This window comes from Aggregatibacter kilianii, from assembly GCF_003129965.1.
In the GTDB taxonomy this organism is placed as follows: Bacteria; Pseudomonadota; Gammaproteobacteria; order Enterobacterales; family Pasteurellaceae; genus Aggregatibacter; species Aggregatibacter kilianii_A.
The window spans coordinates 1-20,582 of sequence record NZ_NRCJ01000023.1; the positions used below are offsets into that span (position 1 = coordinate 1).

Genomic DNA, 20,582 nt, shown 5'->3' on the forward strand with positions numbered 1-20,582 from the left:
GCGGTGGGCCCACCTGACTCCATACCGAACTCAGAAGTGAAACGCCGTAATGCCGATGGTAGTGTGGGGTATCCCCATGTGAGAGTAGGTCACCGCCAAGCCTAATTGAAAAGCAACCCCTGATGTGGAAACACGTCGGGGGTTTTTGGTTTTTTAGGCATAGGTTTTTTAGTGGAAAAAGGCTACAAAAGAAGAAAAAGTGAAAGAAGTCGCGTTATTGTTGAATATCTTTATCTTAAATGGCACGCCCTAAAGGATTCGAACCTTTGACCCACGCCTTAGAAGGGCGTTGCTCTATCCAGCTGAGCTAAGGGCGCATATTTTAAATGGAATAATGAGGAATAGAGAAAGGTGGTCGGCGAGATAGGATTTGAACCTACGACCCACTGGTCCCAAACCAGTTGCGCTACCAAGCTGCGCTACTCGCCGAAAGATGTGTAGCATTATAGTTTTCTTTCATTTTCAGTCAATAAGTTTTTACTATTTTGCTCTTAATCGTTTAAATTTATTGCAACGCCTTACATCAGTCGGGGTTTTCTGCGAAAATAGCGGGCATTTCTATTTGTCTATTGGAGAATGTCATGACCGCTCAAATTATTTCCGGTACTCAATTATCAAGCCAAATTAAAACGAATATTACCCGCCAAATCGCACATTATGTTGAACAAGGTAAACGTTCTCCCGGTCTTGCCGTCATTTTAGTCGGTGCTGATCCTGCCTCACAGGTTTATGTAGGGAGTAAGCGTAAAAGCTGTGCTGAAGTGGGGATTGTTTCCAAGTCCTATGATTTGCCTGAAAATACATCGGAGCAAGCATTATTAGCACTTATTGAGCAATTAAATCAGGATAAGGAAGTTGACGGTATTTTGGTGCAACTGCCTTTGCCAAAACACATTGATAGCACGAAGGTCATTGAAAAAATTTCACCGGAAAAAGATGTGGACGGCTTTCATCCTTATAACGTCGGACGCTTGTGTCAGCGTATTCCAACCTTACGCGCCTGTACGCCTTATGGTGTGATGAAGCTATTGGAAACCACGGGAATTTCATTTTACGGAAAGCATGCCGTGATTGTCGGTGCCTCCAATATTGTTGGGCGTCCGATGGCATTGGAGTTACTGCTTGCCGGTTGTACCGTTACCGTCACCCATCGTTTTACCGAAGATTTAGCACATCATGTACGCCAAGCAGATATTGTTGTGGTCGCTGTGGGCAAACCGAAATTTATTAAAGGCGAATGGATTAAAGAAGGCGCGGTTGTGGTTGATGTGGGGATTAACCGCATTGACGGTAAACTGGTCGGTGATGTGGAATTCGATGTTGCAGCCGAACGCGCCGCCTATATTACGCCGGTGCCGGGTGGCGTTGGCCCGATGACAGTAGCGATGCTAATGCAAAACACCCTTTCTGCGTATGAAAAGCATGAAAATTTAGGATAAAAGTGCGGTCATTTTCAGCGACGTTTTTTTATTCTTACAAAAAAGCCCTTGATTGACTCAAGGGCTTTTGCATTTTGGAATGGGGGGAGAAATTACATCATTCCGCCCATGCCTCCCATACCGCCCATGCCGGCAGCACCTAGGTCGGCTTTGTCATCTTTCGGTAATTCGGTGACCATACATTCGGTAGTGATCATCAAGCCGGCAACAGACGCCGCGAATTGTAATGCGGAGCGGGTTACTTTGGTCGGATCCAAGATACCCATTGCGATCATATCGCCATATTGTTCGGTACCTGCGTTATAACCAAAGTTGCCTTCGCCGTTTTTCACTGCGCTTGCCACCACAGAGGCTTCTTCACCGGCGTTCGCGACGATTTGACGTAATGGGGCTTCCATTGCACGAAGCGCAAGTTTAATCCCTACGTTTTGCTCTTCGTTATCGCCTTGTAGCCCTGCCACTTTGCTTGCGGCACGAATTAGCGCCACGCCACCACCGGCAACGATACCTTCTTCCACCGCAGCACGGGTTGCGTGTAAGGCATCTTCAACGCGGGCTTTTTTCTCTTTCATTTCCACTTCGGTTGCCGCGCCGACTTTGATTACTGCAACGCCGCCGGCTAATTTCGCCACACGTTCTTGCAATTTTTCTTTGTCGTAGTCGGAAGTGGATTCTTCGATTTGTTGACGAATTTGTGCTACACGACCTTGAATTTGCGCTTCATCGCCAATACCGTCAATGATCGTGGTGTTATCTTTGTTGATGACAACACGTTTCGCTTGACCCAAATCTTCTAATGTCGCTTTTTCCAATTCCATACCGATTTCTTCGGAAATCACGGTACCGGCGGTTAAAATCGCAATATCTTGTAGCATTTGTTTACGACGATCACCGAAGCCCGGTGCTTTCACTGCAGCAACTTTCACGATACCGCGCATAGTGTTCACCACTAAGGTTGCTAAGGCTTCGCCTTCCACATCTTCCGCGATGATTAATAGCGGTTTGCCTGCTTTCGCTACGCCTTCCAACACCGGCAACAATTCACGGATGTTAGAGATTTTTTTGTCCACCAACAAAATGAACGGATTATCTAATTCCACGGTAGCGGTTTCCGGTTTATTGATGAAATACGGGGAAAGGTAACCGCGATCGAATTGCATCCCTTCTACAACGTCTAACTCGTCTTCTAAGCCGGTGCCGTCTTCCACGGTAATCACGCCTTCTTTACCCACTTTTTCCATGGCTTGCGCGATTAATTGACCTACGATGCTGTCGGAGTTTGCGGAAATCGTGCCCACCTGTTCGATTTCTTTGGAGGTTTCGCACGGTTTAGAAAGGGATTTAAGCTCGGTAACCACCGCACTTACTGCTTTGTCAATACCGCGTTTTAAATCCATCGGATTCATGCCCGCGGCAACAGCTTTTAAGCCTTCATTTACGATAGCTTGTGCCAACACGGTAGCGGTGGTTGTACCGTCACCCGCCGCATCATTCGCTTTGGACGCCACTTCTTTCACCATTTGTGCGCCCATGTTTTCAAATTTATCTTCCAGTTCGATTTCACGCGCCACAGAAACACCGTCTTTCGTGATGGTCGGTGCGCCGAAAGATTTGTCTAACACCACGTTACGGCCTTTCGGACCAAGTGTCACTTTTACTGCGTCGGCTAAAATGTTCACACCGTTTAACATTTTTACGCGTGCATCATTGCCGAATTTTACGTCTTTAGCTGCCATGTTTAATTTCCTTTTATTTTCGATAAGTTGATCTACAAGAAATACAATAACTTTGATTTGTTATTGATCTTGGATTTGCTTTATTTGGGACAGTTCTGTTTTTTCCAAAGAACTCAAGTAGCTCTTCCTGATTTTCTGCCTTTTTCCCACATTTAGGGCAATAGTGAGGTAGTTTTATTGAGCCTGACATTTTAGCCTTCAACGATCGCCAAAATATCGCCTTCAGAAAGAATGAGCACTTCCTCACCGTCAATTTTCTCGGTTTTCACGCCGTAGCTGTCGCTGAAAATGACGATGTCGCCGACTTTCACGTGCATTGGGTGAACGCTGCCGTTTTCCAATAAACGACCAGGACCGACAGCCAACACTTTGGCGCGGGTAGATTTGGTGGCGGCGGAACCGGTGAGCACAATGCCGCCGGCAGATTTAGTTTCCACTTCTTCACGTTTTAAAATGACTTTGTCGTGTAATGGACGAATATTCATCTGAAATTTCCTCTATTTCTTAAGTTTAATAAAAAAGCTCTTTGTATATGGGAGTCATTTTGTGGCTTTCAAGGGAAAGCCAAAATTATTTTAGTCGTTTGTGCTCATCCACTTCTTTTTCAAATTCGGCGTCAAAAATCTCACTATCTTCCGGTTTATAGTCCCTAGATGAATAAAAAGTGCGGTCGTTTTTAAAGATGTTTTGACGGAAGAACATAAATTTACTGCCAATGAAAGCTTTCACCATTTGCTTGCCGAGCGGGCTTAACAGTATGCAGGCGAGAATATCGCTCACGAAGCCAGGAATCACAAACAGCACGCCGGCAATGAGCCAACGGACGGAATTAAAAAGCGTTTCCGTAGGCAATTCCCCTTGTTTTAGCTGCTGCCCTGCGCGGGTTAAGGTGTACCAACCGCGCGCCCGAATCATGACGATGCCTAACAGGGAAGAACCGATAAGTAGCAAAATCAGCATGAAAATCCCCAGATGGCTTCCCACCCAAACCAGCAGGCTGAGTTCTGCATAAATAAACAGAAAAACGGTAAAGAGAAAGGCGATAAACGGCATATTGGCTCCTTAAAATAAACTGGCTATGCATATTACCCGCTTTATTTCGGAGCGCAATATGTGCAAGCTTAAATCTTGTTTTCAGGTTAAAAAAACTAATCTGAAAAATAAAAATAAATCGTAAATGCGTATAAAAATCTGTGACTTAGATCAATTTAATTTTAGCCGAAGTTTCTATAATGCCATTCACAAAACAAGATCGTGTTAAGGCAAATGAGGAGAGCTAAAATGACACAATTCAGAAAAGAAGTGGATTTATTGGGCGAACGCGATGTTCCTGCGGACGCATATTGGGGGATTCATACATTAAGAGCGATAGAAAATTTCAATATTTCCAATACCACCATTTCCGACGTGCCGGAATTCGTGCGTGGAATGGTGATGGTAAAAAAAGCGACCGCGCTCACGAACGGCGAATTAGGTTCAATTCCTAAAAAAATTGCCGATGCCATTGTGAAAGCCTGTGATGAAGTGTTGGTGAACGGCAAATGTTTGGATCAATTCCCGTCCGATGTTTATCAAGGCGGTGCGGGCACTTCCGTGAATATGAACACGAATGAAGTGATTGCGAATTTAGCATTGGAAATTTTAGGACATAAAAAAGGTGAATATAATTATTTGGATCCGATGGATCATGTGAATGCCAGCCAATCCACCAATGACGCCTATCCGACCGGTTTCCGTATTGCCGTGTATAACAGCATTATGAAACTGGTTAGCAAAGTGCTTTATTTACAACAAGGTTTTGAAAATAAAGCAAAAGAATTTGCCAAAGTATTGAAAATGGGGCGCACCCAATTGCAAGACGCCGTGCCGATGACCGTCGGTCAAGAGTTCAAAGCTTTCTCTGTGTTGTTAGACGAAGAAGTGCGTAATTTAAAACGTACGGCAGAATTGCTGCTTGAAGTGAACTTAGGCGCGACCGCTATCGGTACCGGTTTGAACACGCCGCAAGGTTATGTGCCGCTGGTCGTGAAACATTTGTCCGAAGTGACCGGTTTACCTTGTGTGGCTGCCGAAAACTTGATTGAAGCCACGTCCGACTGCGGCGCTTATGTGATGGTACATGGCGCGTTAAAACGTACCGCAGTGAAATTGTCTAAAGTGTGTAACGACTTGCGTTTATTGTCTTCCGGCCCGCGTGCAGGCTTGAAAGAAATCAACTTGCCTGAATTGCAAGCAGGCTCTTCCATCATGCCGGCGAAAGTCAACCCGGTTGTGCCGGAAGTCGTGAACCAAGTGTGTTTTAAAGTGATTGGAAACGACACCACCATCACTTTCGCCGCCGAAGCGGGTCAATTGCAATTAAACGTGATGGAACCGGTAATCGGTCAAGCCATGTTCGAGTCTATCGACATCTTAACCAACGCCTGCGTGAATTTACGTGATAAATGTATCGACGGCATCACCGTGAACAAAGAAATTTGCGAAAATTATGTGTTCAATTCCATCGGTATCGTCACTTATTTGAACCCGTTCATCGGTCACCACAACGGCGATTTGGTGGGTAAAATCTGTGCCCAAACCGGCAAAGGCGTGCGTGAAGTGGTCTTGGAAAAAGGCTTGTTAACCAAAGAAGAATTGGATGACATCCTTTCCGTGGAAAACTTGATGAACCCGACTTATAAAGCGAAATTAAATAAGTGAACGAAGTGACAAATTAAGCGTCGAAGAATTAACTTGTTTATTTAGTCAAAATCAGCGTCTTAACGGATTAGGGCGCTGATTTTTTATTTGCCGCTTTTTAACGGGGGGCGGGCAGGCTAAAATAAGCGAAATTTTGCCAAGGAGCCAGATATAGGAACAATAAACAATGAAGAAAGTATTAGTTATCCGTAACGATAAACTGGGTGATTTTATGCTGGCGTGGCCGGCGTTTGCCATGTTGAAGGCATCCGATCCGTCGCTAAAACTGACCGCACTTGTGCCCGCTTATACGGCAGAAATCGCCCGCGCCTGCCCTTATTTGGATGAGGTGATTATTGATGCGCCGAAAGAGGACAAAGTGGCATTTCAGCGCGTTGTAAACGAAATTAAAGCGCAGCAGTTTGACGCCATGATCAGCTTTTTTTCCAATACGCATAACGCCAAACTGGCGTGGAAATGCCGCATTCCGTACCGCCTCGCGCCGGCAACCAAATGGGTGCAGTTTTTCTATAATCATCGTTTAACCCAACGTCGCTCCCAATCCGCCAAGCCGGAATTCGAATATAATCTGGATTTAGCCCGCACTTTTCTGCGCGATCAGGGCATTGCCGTTGTGGAACCGCATATGCCGTATCTCAGCTTCCCGAAAAGTGCGGTAGATTTTCAGCGTGAATCGTTATGCCGTCAATTAAACATTGATTCCACCAAAAAATGGATTTTCGTGCACAGCGGTTCGGGCGGTTCCGCCAATAATTTATCACTGACGCAATATGCCGAGTTAATTCGGGGCTTATTGGCGCAGTTTGATGCCTATGTGATTTTAACCGCCGGGCCGAATGAAAGCGAAAAAGCGCACGAATTGGCCAATTTAGTGCAGGATGTGCGGGTGATGGTTTACGATAAAAATAATGGCTTGGTGGATTTTGCCCAATCTTTGGCGTGCGCCGATTTATTCATTGCCGGTTCGACGGGGCCGCTCCATCTTAGCGGCGCGTTAAATGTGCCGACCATCGGCTTTTATCCGAGCCGCCGTTCCGCTACGCCGTTGCGTTGGCAGCCGATTAACGATAAAGAAAAACATCTGGCATTTTGCCCGCCGAACGACAAAGCCAGCCAGACGGATTTAAGCAAAATTCATATTGAGGAAAAGTTAGGCGAGATGATTGGGTTTGTCACTAAAGTATGGCACGCGGCTGATAAATAGCAGGGTGTATTGCACCACCCAACCGATGCCGAAGGCGAACATCAACGTGCCGACGCCCAATACGCCGCCGAGGAAATAACCGAAGATACATACCAACACTTCAATAGCGGTACGCACCATGCCGATTTTCCAGTGAAAATGATGACACAAGCCCACCATTAAACCGTCGCGCGGGCCGGGGCCTTGATGGCAGGTGAGATAAAACGCCGTGCCGATGCCGAACAGCAAAATGCCAATGATGGCATAGGCAAATCGCACAGAAAGTGCGGTGGGTTTTTCCAGTAAATAGGTGGTTAAGCCGAGGACGAGGGCGATCACGAAAATGTTCATTACCGTGGCGAGCCCCGGTTTCAGTTTAAGCGGAAACCACGCTAACATCACGATCAAGCTGATAATACAGGATGCCCAACCGACGCTGAATTGACCTTGTAAAGCAACGCCTTGAGACAACACCGTCCAAGGCGCGGAGCCTAAATCGGAAAGTAGCAGCAGCCCTTCACCGAAACCGATAACGATTAAAGAAAGAAGCAACACGCCGAAAGACCTGGGCTCAAAGGACCAAAGGGATTTGGCAGCCCAAGTCGTGTGCGGCAGAACGTGTGGCTTCTTCATTAATAACGTAACCTGTGAATAATTCGCAAAAAGATGAGCGCATTATCCCAATCTTTGCCGGTTCTGTCTAAACAAATCTCCGTTTACGCTTAGTTCAGCACATAAACCGCTTGATAAGGCAATAAGGTCAGGTTTTGTGTATCGTGCGAAAAGTCCGCGTAATTATTCATCAGAACATTGCCCGTCACCTGCAACGGCACGGTTTGCGTTTGATCGCTCAAGTTAGCAATGACCGTTAAGGTTTTGCCGTTGGCTTGACGTCGATACGCCCACACGGAAGGGTGCTCCGGTAGCAAATCGTGATAATCGCCGTCCGTTAAAACAGGCAATTCTTTACGCAGTTTAATTAAGCGTTGATAAGTGTAAAACACCGAGTTTTTATCTTTCAACGCCTGTTCCGCATTGATTTCACGATAATTTTTTGCCACGTCAATCCATGGTGTGCCGTTGGAAAAACCGGCGTTGGCGGAAGCATCCCATTGCACCGGTGTGCGGGCGTTATCGCGGGATTTTTGCGCCAGAATTTGCAGAATTTCTGCGTCAGGAAGCTGTTTGTCTTTTAATTCCTTGTAAGCGTTTAGGCTTTCCACGTCGCGATATTCTTCGATGGAACGGAAATTCGGATTGGTCATGCCGATTTCTTCACCCTGATAAATATACGGCGTGCCTTGCATGCCGTGCAGCAGCATGGCAAGCATTTTCGCCGACGTATCACGCAATTCGCCTTCGTCGCCGAAACGGGAAACAATACGCGGTTGGTCGTGGTTGCACCAGAACAGCGCGTTCCAAGCGCGACCGTGCATGCCTTGTTGCCAGTAATTGAAGATGGATTTCAACGCCACATAATCGGGTTTGGCGTAGGTCCATTTTTCGCCGTTCGGGTAATCCACTTTCAAATGGTGGAAATTAAAGGTCATGGAAAGTTCGCTGCCGTCAAGGTTGGCGTAGCGTTGGCAATGTTCCAGACTGGTGGAAGACATTTCGCCTACGGACATTAAACCGTACGGTGTAAGCGCATGTTGATTGAGCATTTGCAGGTATTCGTGAATTTTCGGTCCGTCCGTGTAAAAACGGCGACCGTCGCCCTCGAAATCGTTTTCAAACTGCTCCGGTTTGGAAATCAAATTCACCACATCCAAGCGTAAGCCGTCAATGCCTTTCTCCGCCCAGAACTTGCAAATTGCAAATAATTCCGACCGCACTTTTGGATTTTCCCAGTTCAAATCCGCCTGTTCCACGGCGAACAAATGCAAATAATATTTTTGCGCTTTGTCCGACCACTGCCACGCCGAACCGCCGAACTTGGATTTCCAGTTGGTCGTCTGATCGCGCCAGATGTAATAATCGTGATATTCGCTTTGCGGATCCTCGCCCTGCTGGAACCATTGGTGGAAGGTGGAGCTATGATTGAACACCATGTCCATCACGATACGAATATTGCGTTTATGCGCTTCGGCAATCAGCTGCTCAAAATCCACCATGGTGCCGTAGCTCGGGTCGATTTCGCGGTAGTTGGCGATGTCGTAGCCGTTATCAATTTGCGGCGACACATACATGGGGGTAATCCACAACGCGTCCACGCCAAGGGTTTGCAGGTAATCCAAGCGCTTGATAATGCCCTGAATATCACCCGTGCCGCTGCCCGTGGTGTCTTGAAAGGATTTCGGATAGATTTGGTAGATAACACCGTTTTTCCACCATTGGGAGTTGTTCATCATATTACCTCGTGAAGGAGATGGCGCGCGTTTCCTAACGCGTGCCAAAATTGATTTAGTCGGCACACGCTAGGAAGCGTGCGCCGGCAAGGGAAAAGTGCGGTCAAAATTCATCGTAAAAAACGACCGCACTTTTGGGCGTCGGGTTTATTGAATTAAGCCAATGTGCCCGCTTTTTCTTTACGTTTGTAAACCGCTGTGGTGAGAATAAACGGTACGGCGATGGCAATTGCCATGGCAACGACGTAAGTGCTCCAGAATTGTTGTTGAATGGACAAAATGCCCGGCAAGCCGCCCACGCCGATACTGTTCGCCAACACGCCGGCAAAGCCGCACACCAAGGCCGCACAGGCGGAACCGATCATGGCGCATAACATCGGGAAGCGGTATTTCAGGTTGATCCCGTACATTGCCGGTTCGGTCACGCCCAAATAGGCGGAAAGCGCGGCAGGAATCGCCACTTCGCGGGATTGCGCGGTTTTATTCACATAAATGATGGCGAGCACCGCAGAAGCTTGCGCAATGTTGGAAAGGGCAATTAATGGCCACACCGGTGTGCCGCCGATGCTTTGAATCATTTGCATATCGATGGCGAGGGAGGTTTGGTGTACCCCAGTGACCACTAACGGCGCGTAAAGGAAGCCGAACAATGCCGCGCCGATTGGGGCGAAGCTGCCGGTCATGGCGTGTTTCACCACGAACGCTACGCCGTTACCGATTTCCCGTCCGATTGGGCCGATAATGGAATGGGCAAGAATCACCGCAAGAATGATCGATGTGACAGGCACGATAATTAAATTGAGGAAATCCGGCACGATTTTGTTGAGAAAACGTTCGATGTAAGACAACGCCAAACCTGCCATAATCGCCGGAATCACTTGCGCTTGGTAGCCCACTTTTTCAATCACGAATAAGCCGAAATCCCAAGCCTCCGGTGTTTGCGTGCCGAGGGCGTAAGAGTTCATTAATTGCGGGGAAACCAAGGTCACGCCGAGTACGATACCAAGGATCGGCGATGTGCCCATTTTGCGCGCGATAGACCAACAAATCCCGACCGGCAGGAAGAAGAAAATCGCCTCGCCGATGAGCCATAAGAAGGAATGCATACTTGCCCAGAACGGACTGATTTGAGTGAGGCTTTTGCCGTCGAACATGGCAATGTCGCCGATGACGTTACGGAAGCCGAGAATCAAACCTCCGCTGATCAACGCCGGCAGCAACGGAATAAAAATATCCGCCAAATGGGAAATCAGGCTTTCGTACCATTTCTGATTCTGCCGTGCCGCCGCTTTGACTTGTTCTTTATCGACACTCGCCAAACCGGTTTTTTTCAGCAGGATTTTGTAGTAATCGCCCACTTCCTGCCCGATGACCACTTGATACTGCCCGCCTGTGGAGAAATTCGCTTTTACCATCGGCAATGCCTCAAGGGCTTGCGTATCCACTTTGCTTTCATCATTCAGCACAAAACGCAGGCGCGTAATGCAGTGCGTTACGGTTGCGATATTATCCCGACCGCCGATTGCCACAATCAGCTTATCCACATTTTGCGGATCGATTTTTTGCTTTGCCATAATGAATATCCTATGTTTGGATTAAAAAATAGACTGTTGTTCATTATAGGTTCAGCTTAATTATTGTAAATGGGAACGTTCCCAATTGTGCTTAAACTGTGAGCGAGATCACAAAATATAAAGCACTTGTCTAAGATAAGTGCTTTATGTTGTTTACTTTCACTCTTTATGCTCGCCCAACCATTGCCCAAACAAGCCATTATTGAAGATGAGTTCTCCATTCGGTTGTTTTGCCAATAATTCCTTATTCATCAGCTTGTTAATGTTGGTCTGTATGCTACTGGTGGAAATGGCTTTTTCAAGCCCTAAAGCATTAGCAAGTCGCTGGCGAATTTCTTGCTTGTAAAACCCGGATTCGCCATTGTGAACAAAAAGTAAAATTTGCTGCTCAAGTGCGGTCAGATTTTGCCATACTTTTGTAAAATCCGATTGTTCATGAATTTGGTTTAAGCGGGATTCTGCAGCTTCTTCTAACGTCAAACTTGGATCAATAATCAAATCTTGGGTAATCGCGCGTAAGTAGAGCGGTGTGAAATGAAGCTTCTCAAACAAGGTAAAGAATGCTGCTTTATCCAGTTGATTGCCTGTGCGGTTTTGATAAATATCCGCCAAATAATCGGTAAATTTTTGATCCAACGTCGGGAATTGAATAGTGTGTGAAAAGTGGAAAAACGGTGCTTTAATGTCATCAAAAATTTCACGCAAGCCGTTGGTGGAAGAGCCTGTAAAAATAACTTTCACATAATTTTTGTTGGTGTCTAAGCCGGTCCGTAACGAGCGAATTAAACCTTCGGTTTTCGGAATGCGCGCCAATTCTTGCACTTCATCAAGCAGCATTAGTGTAGGTTTACCGTCTTTTGCAATTTCATCGATTAATACATTGATGGGGAGGTCCTGAATGTCGCTTTCATTTTTTTCAACGCTTACACCAAAAAGTTCCACGCTTTTAATCTGTTTTAAGGTGGAAGTGGGGCGAATTTCAGCTAAAAATTTCATTAAGGCTTGGCGAAATTCCGCCTGAATTGCCGTTCTGTTTTCATTCATAAAACTAAAATAAAATACGTTGAAACCCTGCTGTTTTGCCGATTTTGTGATGTCGTTAAGCAAAAACTGGGTTTTCCCCATTCGACGTGGGGCGAATAAGGTGAAGGCTGAGCTAATGCCTTCTGCAAGATTACGAACCAGTAAATACGCTAGTTCTGCGCGGGGAAAATAAAGGGGATCAGATTTAAGTGCGGTCATTTTTCTTTCCTTTTATGTGGAATTATGTTTGCTTGTCATAATTATGATTTGTGTGCATAATTTTACATAATTTTTAAGGAAGAGCAACTAAGAGAGTTGAAACGACACTTGACGTTGTTGCACCGCATTATCGCCGTTGATTTGCCGTAACAGCAATTCCACCGCCCATTTCCCCGCCTGTTCATAACCGAAATTCAGGCTGATTAACTCCGGCACGAAATGTTGCAGCAGACTATTACGCCCGATATACGCCAATGGCAGGATGTGGTGATGTTCCTGTAGATATTTCACGGCGCCCACCGCTAAACTGGTGGTGGCGCAAATGACGGCGGAAAGGGGTTGTTGCAACAGCGTGCCGCAGTGTTGGTAACTTTGTTCAACGCCTAAGGGACTCAGGGCAATGTTCGGCGCCAGTCCATGGGTTTGACAAAAATGCAGATAACTTTGCGTACGCAATTTGCCCGTGGTTTCATCGTCGTCATTAATGCCCAAATAGCCGATATGGCGATGTCCTTGGTGATATAACTTTTCCATTAAGGCGGCGATAGCGTGGGTATCGTCGTAGTAAACGGAGGAAATCTGCGCATATTGGCGCGCTACCACCACCATATTGCCGTGCCATTGCCGTAGGATTTCCACGGGCAGAGGGGAAAAGCCGAACACAATGACACCGTTGACCCGACGCTGCTTAAACAACTGTAAATGATGCGCCACCAGTTCCGGTTGAAACAGGCTTTCCACGATGAGCGGCGTAATGTGATGCTCATACAGTTCGGACAAAATGGCGCGCAGCGTTTGGGTTTCGCTGGTGGAGTTTAAGCGCGACACAATCACGCCTACCACAGGCTCGGACGCACCGCGCATGGCTTGGGCTGAACGATTGGGCTGAAAGCCTAAGGCATCGATCATGTTTTGGACTTTTTGACGGGTTTCCGAGCTGACTTTCGGATCGTTATTTAACACGCGGGAAACCGTAGATTTTCCCACATGGCATAAATCGGCGATGTCTTTGATGGTGTATTTCATTGAAATTCTGCGCAAAATTGTGCGATTTAAGGTGTCGGCTATTATAACGGCAAAAAATCGCAAGAGTAAAACACCGTAAAAATTACTCATAAATCACTGAAGTGATTTATTCGCCCCTTTGGGGCCGTTGGCAAAGCCAACGTTCAAAAAACATTATTTTTTGTGACCGCACTTTATGCCGTCGGTGAGGAAATTTAACGTAAAAATTGTGACGGAGATCACACCTATTGGGCGCGTGTAAATTGTTTTTGCCCCTTTCATTCCGTAAAATAACCCGGCGTTTATTCAATTCGATGTGAGGCTTTTCACATGCTTGCCCGCTTCGGGATATTTTAACGACACTCAAATCCGAAGCGTTCACTTACCGACAAAATTCATTCACGTTTTTAACGGAAAACAAGTAGAATACGCAAACTTTTAATTCACTTACTTTTGAGGTTCTTATGGACATTTTAATCAGCATTATCGGTATTTTCGTGCTGTTAGGGATTGCCGTTTTATTCTCTAACAACCGTAAAGCGATAAATTTGCGTACCGTATTCGGTGCGCTGGCAATCCAAATCGCTATCGGCGCCTTTGTACTTTATGTACCGGCAGGACGTAGCGCATTACAATCGGCTTCCGATTTTATCGGTAAAATTATCGGCTTCGGTAACGAAGGGATCGGATTCCTGTTCGGTGGATTAACCGACCCAAGTCAAAGTTTCGGCTTTATTTTTGCCATCAAAGTGTTGCCGGTAATCATCTTCTTCTCTGCGTTAATTTCGCTGCTTTATTACATCGGCGTGATGCAATGGATCATTAAACTGATCGGTGGTGGCTTACAAAAATTATTAGGCACATCGAAAGCAGAATCCATGTCTGCCGCCGCGAATATTTTCGTGGGACAAACCGAAGCGCCGTTAATCGTGAAACCGTTTATCGGTCGCATGACCCAATCGGAATTATTCGCGGTCATGGTCGGTGGCGTTGCCTCCATTGCAGGTTCCGTAATGGCGGGCTATGCGGGCATGGGAGTGCCGTTGACTTACTTAATCGCTGCATCCTTCATGGCGGCGCCGGGCGGTTTGTTATTCGCCAAAATCATGTTCCCGCAAACGGAAAAAACCGATGATGCTTTAAAAGAAGATGCCAATGTCGAGAAACCATCCAACGCCATTGAAGCCTTGGCAAACGGCGCGCGCGACGGTATGCATTTGGCGATGAACGTGGGCGCGATGTTAATTGCATTCGTGTCCGTGATTGCTTTAATTAACTGGATTTTAAGCAGCTTCGGTGCGACCTTCGGTGAGCCGGATTTGACGTTACAAGTGATTTTAGGCTGGATTTTCAAACCGTTGGCGTATTTAATCGGGATTCCTTGGAGTGAATCTGCCGTTGCCGGTCAAATGATCGGGTTGAAATTGGCGGTGAATGAATTCGTCGGTTACTTAGAATTTGCCAAATATTTGCAACCGGATGCCGCGATGGTGTTAACCGATAAAACCAAAGCCATCATCACCTTTGCTCTTTGCGGCTTCGCCAACTTCAGCTCCATCGCCATCTTAATCGGCGGCTTGGGCGGTATGGCACCGAATCGCCGTAGCGATGTTGCCCGTTTAGGCTTAAAAGCGGTGCTTGCCGGTTCGTTATCCAACTTAATGAGCGCAACGATTGCAGGTTTATTTATCGGTTTAAGTGGTGCTGTGCTATAAAGTGCGGTATGATTTAGCCACGTTTTTTGAGATGACACCACGACCGAGTTCGTGGTGTTGTCGTTTATAGGCAACGAAAACGTTTGCTCCCTATTTAGTTCACCATGTCATGAAGAGGAAAACACTATGACTCCACACATTAACGCACCTGCCGGTGCATTTGCCGATGCCGTATTAATGCCGGGCGATCCGCTTCGCGCAAAATATATTGCCGAAACCTTTTTAGAGGATGTTAAAGAAGTCACCAATGTACGCAATATGTTGGGCTACACAGGCACTTACAAAGGACGCCGCATTTCCGTGATGGCGCACGGCATGGGCATTCCGTCTTGCTCCATTTATGCGAAAGAACTCATCACCGAATATGGCGTAAAAAAATTGATTCGCGTGGGCTCTTGCGGCGCGGTACGCATGGACGTAAAAGTGCGTGATGTGGTTATCGGCGTGGGCGCCTGTACGGATTCCAAAGTGAACCGTATCCGCTTCAAAGACAACGATTTCGCGGCAATCGCCGATTTCGGTTTAACCCAAGCCGCTGTTCAAGCAGCGAAAGAATTAGGCGTGAAAGTTCGCGTCGGCAATTTATTCTCCGCCGATTTATTCTATACACCGGATGTGGAAATGTTCGATGTCATGGAAAAATACGGCATTCTTGGTGTAGAAATGGAAGCTGCCGGCATTTACGGTGTGGCGGCGGAATACGGCGCACGCGCATTAACGATCTGTACTGTATCCGACCATATCCGCACTCATGAACAAACCAGCGCGGAAGAACGTCAATTAACCTTTAATGAAATGATCAAAATCGCATTAGAAACCGTGTTAATCGACGACAAAGCCGCGTAATTTTATTGATGATTTGAACGCAAAAGTGCGGTCGGAAATTTAGGTATTTGTAGCAAATATTGAAATTGTTAAATTTTTATATTTGCTACATTTTATTTATTAAAATGTTAAGTATTCGTAATGAAAACATTATATTTTGTAGTGTTTTATTATTTATCTAAATTATTGTTGAACTAATTTGTAAAGTTATTGTCTTCCTGACTAATCAGTAGAATATTTAAGCAAAAATTCTACAATTTATAATAATAAACCATGGAACATATAAAAAAATGAAGCATCCATCTTCTTTATTTAAGATGGTATTTCTGGGCGGGATTTCTCTCTCAACAATACCATTTGCACACGCCAATCAAACCCCAATCGATCTTGAACGCGAGAAAATTATTATCTTTTCCAGACAAGGCGACGGCGAATTAAAACAAGCCATTCCCCAATTAGAAAAACTCTTTCAACGTACGAAAGATGTGAAAGTCCGTGATGATTTAATTGCCCTTTATTTGCGTAACAACCAATCTGCGCAAGCCTTAAAAGTCTGTGATGACTGCACGCCGGCAAAGCTTTCCGAAAGTGAATTGGAAAATCTCGGCAGAGCCGCCCGCAACGAAAAACAATTTCAACGTTCCTTTGAATTGTATGCACAACTTGAAAAAAAATATCCGCAAAACCCTAATGGTTTATTAGGTAAAGCGTTGGTGGCAACAGAATTAAAAAATTATACAGTTGCTAAAGATGCCCTTGCGCAATATAAAAAACGGTTTGGCGAAGATAACGGTTATGTTGACGCAAGAAGTTATTTATTGGATTTTACCGAACCCGATGTCTCAAAATTAGGTCGTTGGCAACGGGAGTTAGCAAAGAACCCGAAAAATACCCACCTCGCCGGTAATCTCTATCGATTAGCTGCAAAATATAACATTCATCCGCTACAGGAAAAATTACAGCGTGAATATCCTGATCTGTTCAGTGAAAAAGATTTCCTTTGGTTTGAACACGACAAAGCCGTTTCTTCGGCAAAAAATGCTCAAAATGACAGAAAGCATTTAAAAAATTCATTCGCAGGATTGACCGCACTTTTAAATAAAATCGATTCGTCAAATCCGCTTTATCAGCAAACTTTAATGGATCGCTTTGTGCTCGGCACGCGCTTGAGTGAATTTGACGCAATTCGTGATGACTATGATATTTTAAAAGCTCAGCCTAATCCGCCTGCCTATTTACAGGAAGCCTTGGGTGATTATGAGCTTGCACAAGCTTCACCGCATAAAGCCTTGGCGATATATCAATCCCTTGCGCAACAAGCGGTTGAGAAAAAACAGGCGGTCAATGAGGCGTTGTTGTTCAAATTGTTTTCTGCCGCCAGTGATGCGGGTGAATTTAAGTTGGCACAACAATATTTAGAACAAATGAAAGATGTGCCTTATGTGAACGATTACACGCACACTTCACGTATTCCGAATCCGCATTATGACGAGCGTTATTTCGGCTTGGCGCGCTTGGCGTTATGGCGCGGTAATGCGGGTCAGGCGCAGAAAATGATCGATGATCGTGCACTGGATAAAACCCCGGGTGATGCGTGGGTGTTATTGCAAAAAGCCGAGTTGGAACGGAATCGCTATAATTTTGACGATGCCAAAGAATGGGCTCATCAAGCAGAGGCTTTCTTTATCGAAGCGGATAAAAAATATGTTCGTCATTCTTTGATTGAAACCGCATTGCGACAAAATGACTTGCCGACAGCGAAACGATTGGTTCAGGAAATGAGTGCTGAAGAACTTGATTCCGTCAAACCGATGATGGAACGTTATGACCTCGCTCATAAAGGACGCATTGTGGGGAGTGTAAATCTACAACACCGCACCTCTGCACCGACCAAACAACCGAATGAATCCACGCAAAATTATGCGATTTACACGCCAAAAACTGCAGAGGGGCATGATTTGTATGTCCGTTATATGGAAACCCGTACACCGGTGAGCGGTAATTCGCTTAATGCGCAATTTGTCGGTGTGGGTGCCGAACTCAATTTCTATCCGCTCAATATGCGTCTTGAAACCGGTAAAGGGATTAAGCTCAATAAGCGCGGTTATGCAACCTCCGATTTAAGTTATGAGTTGAATCAACGTTGGACGTTTAATCTTCGTGGGCATATTAACGGCAGTGAAGTCCCGGTGAGAGCCGTTGCGCAAAATGTTTATACGAAAGGCGGCGGTGCGTCAGTGGTGTACACCTATTCCGATATTTTCCAACTTGGTGGCGGCGTTTATTTCTCCCGCTTTAGTGATGGCAACTTAAGACGTGATGCGAATTTATGGCTCAATACAAAAACCTTTAAGCATGATCGTTGGGCGTTGACCAATAATTTCCGTGTGGATTATACCCGCAACAAAACCATTGAATCTGCGGACTATTATAATCCGACAAAAGCAATAGGTTATGAAATCGGCGGCGATCTGACCTATTACCAACCGTTCGACTATGGGTTTATTCTCACTCATCATTTAAAAGGCAGTTTTGGTGCGTATAAACAACAGGAGCAGGAACGCAATAAAACCTGGTCTGTGAGTTACGGGCATGAATGGCGTATTGGCAAAAAATACGGCTTTTTCTATGAGGTTGGTCGTAAAAAGAATGTTTATGACGGTAATCCCGAATTTAACAACTTCGGCAACTTGTCCTTTTCGCTATATTACTAGTCTTTGGTCGTTATTATGAAAATCTTACAAAAACTATTACAAATTATCGTTGTTTCATTTGCTTTAGTCGCAAGTGCATCGGCACAGGATAGATATGGCGTATTGGCATATCACTCGGTGGTAGATGACACGGCGCCAAAAGAAGAAAAGCAGTATTTCCCGCAAACCATTTCCACCAATTTGTTGATTAGCCATTTTAATTGGTTAAAAGAGAACGGTTATAACGTGGTGAGTTGGCAACAAATTATTGATGCGGAAAACGGTAAAGGCACATTGCCGGAAAAGGCGGTGGTACTTTCCTTCGATGATGGCTATGCCACCATGTATAACGTGATTTATCCGATTCTAAAAGCCTATAATTATCCCGCGGTGTTTGCTCCGGTGAGCAGTTGGTTGGATACGCCGGTAAACCAATTAATTCCTTATGCCAATACGAAACTGCCACGTAATGTATTTGTGACCTGGGATCAGGTGCGCGAAATGGTACAAAGCGGTTTGGTGGAAATCGCCTCCCATACGGATAATTTACACCACGGTGTCCGCGCCAACCCGGCCGGCAGTCAACTTCCTGCGGTCGTTGCACCGGAATATAAAAATAATCGATACGAGAGCAAAACGGAGTACAAAAACCGTTTAGTTCAGGACTTTTCCCGCTCATCAAAAAGCATTCAACGTCAAATCGCTAAGAAACCCCGTATTATGGTATGGCCTTACGGGCAATTTAATGATGTTGCGATAGATGCGGCGAAGCAATCGGGAATGACTCATCACTTTGCCCTAGGGCAAAAAATCATTAATAAAGTCGGGGATAAATACGTCGGCCGTTTATTAGTTGATACGGAAACCGGTTTTTCCACCATCAAGAATTTTCTGGATGGTGTTGATGATGAAAACAAAATAACGCGCATAGTTCACATTGATCTTGACGATCTTTATAACGCGGATAAAAAACAGCAGGCAAAAAATTTTGATAAATTAATTGAACGTATTTACCGTTATGGTGTTACGACGGTTTATCTCAAGGCCTTTTCTGATCAGGACGGGGACGGCGTGGCGGATGCCTTGTATTTCCCGAACCGTTATTTACCGGTGCGGGCTGATATTTTCAGTCAAGTTGCCTGGCAGCTCAGAACCCGTGCCAACGTGAAGGTCTATGCGTGGATGCCTGTATTGGCGTTTGACTTGCGTAATCATGTGAAAGAGGCCGGCTATGTGGCGGATAACCGCAAGAATGCGGAGATCATTAAGTCTATTTATAATGACTTATCATTCTATGCAAAGTTTGACGGCATTTTATTCCATGATGATGCGCTTTTAACTGATGTTGAAGGCGCCTTGAGCCATGTCGCAAAACAGAATGCGCCGGATCTGATTCCGTTCACCGATGAGCTGAAAAATGCATTGGCTCCTTATTTCTTGAGTAGTACGCCTTCTTTAAAAACTACCCGCAGTTTATATGCGTCGGTGATAACTAACCCGAAAGCGGAAGAAGAGTTTACACAAAACCTTGCCGCATTCACCAAACACTATGACACTACGGCGATTATGGCGATGCCATACATGGCGCATGAGCAGACAATTTCCGCCAAACAAGCGGAGAAATGGTTTGATTCATTGATTCAAAAGGTAAAAGCACAGGCACCGTTAGATAAAGTGTTATTTGAATTCCAGGCGGTAGATTGGAAAACCAAACAACCGATTCCTGAAGAAGAACTCATTCGCTGGGTTGAGTTGCTGCAACGAAACGGCATTTATAGCTACGGCTACTTTCCGGATAATTTCGTGGCAGATCAACCAAATATGCAAAAAATGAGACGTTATATATCCGTCAACACTCAAGCGGGTAAACCGTAGGGGTTGGTATGAATATATTAGAAATATTAAGTATTTTCGTCTTCGTCTATCCTGCCGGCATGGCGATCTACTGGTTCATGGCGGGCGCATGTTACTTCGTGTTTAAGGAAGGCAAGCTGAACGAGCCGATCTCCCGTTATTTGCCCGGTGAGCAAGTGCCCATGATAAGTCTCATGGTGCCTTGTTATAACGAGGGCGATAATCTCGACGAATCCATACCGCACTTATTGCAGCTGAGATACCCGAA

The 20,582-nt window shown here is 45.6% G+C and carries 15 protein-coding genes, 2 tRNA genes, 1 rRNA gene and 1 pseudogene; 9 read left to right on the plus strand and 10 right to left on the minus strand.

Features of this window, described 5'->3' with window-relative positions:
• Window positions 1-101 (plus strand): 5S ribosomal RNA (rrf, locus tag DK430_RS12730); the annotation flags it as partial.
• Window positions 102-240: 139 nt separating this feature from the next.
• Here rrf and DK430_RS12735 read toward each other — a convergent pair.
• Together DK430_RS12735 and DK430_RS12740 are read right to left on the minus strand one after the other, a co-directional pair.
• Window positions 241-317, minus strand: a tRNA-Arg gene (locus tag DK430_RS12735).
• A gap of 35 nt (window positions 318-352) precedes the next feature.
• Window positions 353-429, minus strand: a tRNA-Pro gene (locus DK430_RS12740).
• Between the two features lie 152 nt (window positions 430-581).
• Between DK430_RS12740 and folD the strand changes: the two genes are divergently transcribed.
• On the plus strand, window positions 582-1,439 hold the full coding sequence (gene folD / locus DK430_RS12745) for a bifunctional methylenetetrahydrofolate dehydrogenase/methenyltetrahydrofolate cyclohydrolase FolD (protein ID WP_109079426.1): 858 nt from the start codon (window positions 582-584) through the stop codon (window positions 1,437-1,439).
• 92 nt (window positions 1,440-1,531) lie between these two features.
• On the opposite strand, the gene groL is transcribed toward folD, so the two are convergent.
• The 3 genes from groL to DK430_RS12760 form a co-directional block, all read right to left on the minus strand.
• A complete protein-coding gene (groL, locus tag DK430_RS12750; protein WP_109079427.1) occupies window positions 1,532-3,175 on the minus strand; it encodes a chaperonin GroEL in 1,644 nt (547 codons plus the stop codon).
• 191 nt (window positions 3,176-3,366) lie between these two features.
• Window positions 3,367-3,660, minus strand: a complete 294-nt coding sequence (locus DK430_RS12755; protein WP_109079428.1) for a co-chaperone GroES — start codon at window positions 3,658-3,660, stop codon at window positions 3,367-3,369.
• 85 nt (window positions 3,661-3,745) lie between these two features.
• Window positions 3,746-4,228, minus strand: a complete 483-nt coding sequence (locus DK430_RS12760; RefSeq protein ID WP_109079429.1) for an FxsA family protein — start codon at window positions 4,226-4,228, stop codon at window positions 3,746-3,748.
• Between the two features lie 228 nt (window positions 4,229-4,456).
• Between DK430_RS12760 and aspA the strand changes: the two genes are divergently transcribed.
• Window positions 4,457-5,875 (plus strand): aspartate ammonia-lyase, encoded by a 1,419-nt coding sequence (gene aspA, locus DK430_RS12765; RefSeq protein WP_109079430.1) that lies wholly within the window; start codon window positions 4,457-4,459, stop codon window positions 5,873-5,875.
• Between the two features lie 166 nt (window positions 5,876-6,041).
• Window positions 6,042-7,079 carry a glycosyltransferase family 9 protein gene (locus tag DK430_RS12770; protein ID WP_109079431.1) on the plus strand — a complete coding sequence of 346 codons (1,038 nt, stop codon included), beginning with the start codon at window positions 6,042-6,044 and terminating at the stop codon, window positions 7,077-7,079.
• Here the strand turns inward: DK430_RS12770 and yczE are convergent.
• The 5 genes from yczE to DK430_RS12795 all read right to left on the minus strand — a co-directional run bounded on the left by yczE (window position 7,026) and on the right by DK430_RS12795 (window position 13,248).
• The gene (gene yczE, locus DK430_RS12775; protein ID WP_109079432.1) at window positions 7,026-7,691 is read right to left on the minus strand and encodes a membrane protein YczE; all 666 of its coding nucleotides are present in this window, start codon (window positions 7,689-7,691) and stop codon (window positions 7,026-7,028) included. The two genes, DK430_RS12770 and yczE, sit on opposite strands and share 54 nt — an antisense overlap.
• Window positions 7,692-7,780: 89 nt before the next feature.
• A complete protein-coding gene (treC, locus tag DK430_RS12780) occupies window positions 7,781-9,406 on the minus strand; it encodes an alpha,alpha-phosphotrehalase (RefSeq protein WP_109079433.1) in 1,626 nt (541 codons plus the stop codon).
• A 155-nt stretch (window positions 9,407-9,561) separates the two neighbouring features.
• The gene (treB, locus tag DK430_RS12785) at window positions 9,562-10,980 is read right to left on the minus strand and encodes a PTS trehalose transporter subunit IIBC (RefSeq protein ID WP_109079434.1); all 1,419 of its coding nucleotides are present in this window, start codon (window positions 10,978-10,980) and stop codon (window positions 9,562-9,564) included.
• 159 nt (window positions 10,981-11,139) lie between these two features.
• Window positions 11,140-12,222: an AAA family ATPase gene (locus DK430_RS12790; protein ID WP_109079435.1), complete on the minus strand. Its 1,083-nt coding sequence runs from the start codon at window positions 12,220-12,222 to the stop codon at window positions 11,140-11,142.
• 87 nt (window positions 12,223-12,309) lie between these two features.
• Window positions 12,310-13,248, minus strand: coding sequence for a LacI family DNA-binding transcriptional regulator (locus DK430_RS12795; protein WP_109079436.1), 939 nt, complete (start codon window positions 13,246-13,248; stop codon window positions 12,310-12,312).
• A gap of 443 nt (window positions 13,249-13,691) precedes the next feature.
• Here DK430_RS12795 and DK430_RS12800 point away from each other — a divergent pair, with 443 nt between their 5' ends.
• The 5 genes and pseudogenes from DK430_RS12800 to DK430_RS12820 all read left to right on the plus strand — a co-directional run.
• Window positions 13,692-14,942, plus strand: a complete 1,251-nt coding sequence (locus DK430_RS12800; protein ID WP_109079437.1) for a NupC/NupG family nucleoside CNT transporter — start codon at window positions 13,692-13,694, stop codon at window positions 14,940-14,942.
• Between the two features lie 126 nt (window positions 14,943-15,068).
• Entirely contained in the window at window positions 15,069-15,788 is a 720-nt protein-coding gene (gene deoD, locus DK430_RS12805; protein ID WP_109079438.1) for a purine-nucleoside phosphorylase, read from the plus strand.
• 305 nt (window positions 15,789-16,093) lie between these two features.
• The gene (pgaA, locus tag DK430_RS12810) at window positions 16,094-18,481 is read left to right on the plus strand and encodes a poly-beta-1,6 N-acetyl-D-glucosamine export porin PgaA (RefSeq protein ID WP_429696976.1); all 2,388 of its coding nucleotides are present in this window, start codon (window positions 16,094-16,096) and stop codon (window positions 18,479-18,481) included.
• Between the two features lie 15 nt (window positions 18,482-18,496).
• Complete coding sequence (gene pgaB / locus DK430_RS12815) at window positions 18,497-20,335, plus strand: poly-beta-1,6-N-acetyl-D-glucosamine N-deacetylase PgaB (protein WP_109079440.1); 1,839 nt, start codon at window positions 18,497-18,499, stop codon at window positions 20,333-20,335.
• Window positions 20,336-20,343: 8 nt separating this feature from the next.
• Window positions 20,344-20,582: pseudogene (locus DK430_RS12820) on the plus strand (poly-beta-1,6-N-acetyl-D-glucosamine synthase); the annotation flags it as partial.

Bases quoted from the DNA above. Each gene is read 5' to 3' on its own strand.
- folD (WP_109079426.1), top strand. From the start codon at position 582: ATGACCGCTCAAATTATTTCCGGTACTCAATTATCAAGCCAAATTAAA.
- groL (WP_109079427.1), bottom strand. From the start codon at position 3,175: ATGGCAGCTAAAGACGTAAAATTCGGCAATGATGCACGCGTAAAAATG.
- DK430_RS12755 (WP_109079428.1), bottom strand. From the start codon at position 3,660: ATGAATATTCGTCCATTACACGACAAAGTCATTTTAAAACGTGAAGAA.
- DK430_RS12760 (WP_109079429.1), bottom strand. From the start codon at position 4,228: ATGCCGTTTATCGCCTTTCTCTTTACCGTTTTTCTGTTTATTTATGCA.
- aspA (WP_109079430.1), top strand. From the start codon at position 4,457: ATGACACAATTCAGAAAAGAAGTGGATTTATTGGGCGAACGCGATGTT.
- DK430_RS12770 (WP_109079431.1), top strand. From the start codon at position 6,042: ATGAAGAAAGTATTAGTTATCCGTAACGATAAACTGGGTGATTTTATG.
- yczE (WP_109079432.1), bottom strand. From the start codon at position 7,691: ATGAAGAAGCCACACGTTCTGCCGCACACGACTTGGGCTGCCAAATCC.
- treC (WP_109079433.1), bottom strand. From the start codon at position 9,406: ATGAACAACTCCCAATGGTGGAAAAACGGTGTTATCTACCAAATCTAT.
- treB (WP_109079434.1), bottom strand. From the start codon at position 10,980: ATGGCAAAGCAAAAAATCGATCCGCAAAATGTGGATAAGCTGATTGTG.
- DK430_RS12790 (WP_109079435.1), bottom strand. From the start codon at position 12,222: ATGACCGCACTTAAATCTGATCCCCTTTATTTTCCCCGCGCAGAACTA.
- DK430_RS12795 (WP_109079436.1), bottom strand. From the start codon at position 13,248: ATGAAATACACCATCAAAGACATCGCCGATTTATGCCATGTGGGAAAA.
- DK430_RS12800 (WP_109079437.1), top strand. From the start codon at position 13,692: ATGGACATTTTAATCAGCATTATCGGTATTTTCGTGCTGTTAGGGATT.
- deoD (WP_109079438.1), top strand. From the start codon at position 15,069: ATGACTCCACACATTAACGCACCTGCCGGTGCATTTGCCGATGCCGTA.
- pgaB (WP_109079440.1), top strand. From the start codon at position 18,497: ATGAAAATCTTACAAAAACTATTACAAATTATCGTTGTTTCATTTGCT.